Annotated in this window: 3 protein-coding genes; all 3 read left to right on the top strand. The window is 63.0% G+C overall.

Translation table 11 applies throughout. The features are described 5' to 3' along the window. The coding region (locus tag JOZ79_RS02620; RefSeq protein WP_294070166.1) for an ABC transporter permease subunit at window positions 1-302 on the top strand (302 nt) is incomplete at its 5' end. A gap of 180 nt (window positions 303-482) precedes the next feature. Then, window positions 483-1,742 carry an efflux RND transporter periplasmic adaptor subunit gene (locus JOZ79_RS02615; RefSeq protein WP_294070163.1) on the top strand — a complete coding sequence of 420 codons (1,260 nt, stop codon included), beginning with the start codon at window positions 483-485 and terminating at the stop codon, window positions 1,740-1,742. Between the two features lie 9 nt (window positions 1,743-1,751). Further along, window positions 1,752-2,275 (top strand): efflux RND transporter permease subunit (locus JOZ79_RS02610; RefSeq protein WP_294070160.1); only part of this gene is annotated, 524 nt, incomplete at its 3' end.

The raw sequence follows: 2,275 nt of genomic DNA, 5'->3' as shown, positions 1-2,275 counted from the left end.
TGATCCGCATGGCGCAAAGCTTCGACCTGCCGTTCTCGGCCATCGTTCGCAAAGTCGTCATCCCGGCCGCGCTGCCGTCAATCCTCTCAGGATTTCGCATCTCGGCATCGATCGCCCTGCTCCTCGTCGTCTCGGCCGAGATGATCGGCGCCGACCGCGGCATCGGCGCTTTCGTGCTGCAGGCCGGCAATCTCATGCAGACCGATCAGCTGCTCGCCGGCGTCGTCGTTCTGTCGATCTTCGGATTGATCGTCGCGCGATTGATCGGCTTCCTCGAGACGCGTCTCCTTGCCTGGCGTTAAGCGTAACGTTTCCTAACCGAAGATTAATTATCGCCTACAGCGTTGCATTCTGTATACTTCCGGCCGATCCGAGCTGGCGGCCGGACTCGCGCGTGCCGTGCGTCCAAGCGATCGCAACTGTCGGGCTGAACCCCGGCCTACAGTCGTTCGTTTGCCCCCTGGTTGAACAAGGCTGACGTAATGCGCGATGCGATGGCCGCCGGCGAGCGAGCTGGCGACTTCCCAGAGGATATCGTCGCCCGGCGCGCATCCGCCGAGCAGCCGCGCTCATCGCGATCGGTGCGCAAGCGGCGACGTTTCTCGCCGTGGCTCCTCCTGATCCTCGCTTTGGCTATCGCCGGCGGCGTCTATTGGGTGCGCTTCCGTCCGGCGCCTCCGCCCAGTGGACCGGCAGCCCCGGTTGCCGTGCCCGTGACGGCGGAAGCAGCCAAGAGCCAGGACGTTCCGGTCCGGCTTGCTGCCATAGGATCGATTCAGGCGGCGAATACCGTCGTGGTCCGCTCCCGCGTCGATGGCGAGCTGCAAAAAGTTGCCTTCCACGAAGGACAGATGGTGAAAGAGGGCGATCTCCTCGCCCAAATCGATCCGCGCCCCTTCCAGGCGGCGCTTGACCAAGCCGTCGCGAAGAAGCAGCAAGACACCGCGCAACGTGCGAATGCTCAGCGGGACCTCGTCCGCTACAACCAGCTTGGCGCCTATGCCACGGGGCAGCAGCGCGACACCCAGGTCGCGCTCGTCGACCAGCTGACGGCGCAGATCGCAGGCGACGAGGCCGCGATCGAAAATGCGCAGACGCAGCTCTCCTATACGCGGATTACCGCCCCCCTATCGGGCCGCACAGGCTTTCGTCTGGTTGACCAGGGCAACATCGTGCACGCCTCCGATCAGAACGGGCTCGTTACCATCGCGCAGCTCCAGCCGATCGCGGGCATTTTCACCCTGCCCGAGCGTTACCTCGGCCAAATCCAGAACGCGATGAAGGCCGGCCCGGTGAAGGTCTGGGCACTTCAGCAGGATGCCAAAACCGAGGTCGCACAGGGTACGCTCGCCCTGATCGACAACAGCGTCGATCCGACGACCGGTACGATCCGCGGCAAAGCGATTTTCCCGAACGAGGACAACAAGCTTTGGCCCGGCGAATTCGTCAACGTGCGGGTCCAGACCGGCATCACCAAGGATGCGACCACCATCCCGGCGACCGCGGTGCTGCATGGCCAGGACGACCTTTATGCCTACGTCGTAAAGCCGGACAACAAGGTCGAATCCCGGCCGCTGAAGACCGGTTATTCGACTGAGGAATTTTATGTGGTCACGGACGGCATCAAGCCCGGCGAGACGGTCGTGACCGGCGGCCAATACCGTCTCACCAACGGCACGCTCGTTGCTATCAACAAGGGCGACGACGGCGGTCAGCCGCCGGAACAGCAAGCCACGAAATAGGACGAAGCAATGGCGAGCGGCGTCTCCGCACCTTTCATTCGGCGGCCGATCGCAACCACGCTGCTGATGATCGGCCTGTTTCTGGTGGGTCTCGCGGCCTATCCGCTGCTGCCGGTCGCGCCGCTTCCACAAATCGACTTTCCGACCATTCAAGTCAGCGCGAGCCTTCCGGGCGCTAGTCCGGAGACGATGGCTTCGTCAGTGGCACAGCCCCTGGAGCGGCAATTCGCACAAATCGCCGGCGTCTCGCAGCTCACCTCTTCGAGTGCGCTCGGCTCGACGACCATCACCGTTCAGTTCGATTTGGACCGCAACATCGACGCGGCGGCGCAGGACATCCAGGCGGCAATCAACGCGGCAAGCGGACAATTACCCAAGAACCTGCCGACGCCCCCGACATACCGCAAGGTAAATCCCGCCGACCGGCCGATCATTCTGTTTGCGGTATCATCCGACACCCTGCCGATGACGCAGGTCGACGATATCGCCGATACCAAGATTGCTCAGCAGGTCAGCCAAATCTCGGGTGTCGG

Source organism: Sphingomonas sp. (genome assembly GCF_019242355.1).
GTDB lineage: Bacteria > Pseudomonadota > Alphaproteobacteria > Sphingomonadales > Sphingomonadaceae > Sphingomicrobium.
This window is presented reverse-complemented; position numbering and strand designations above follow the sequence as displayed.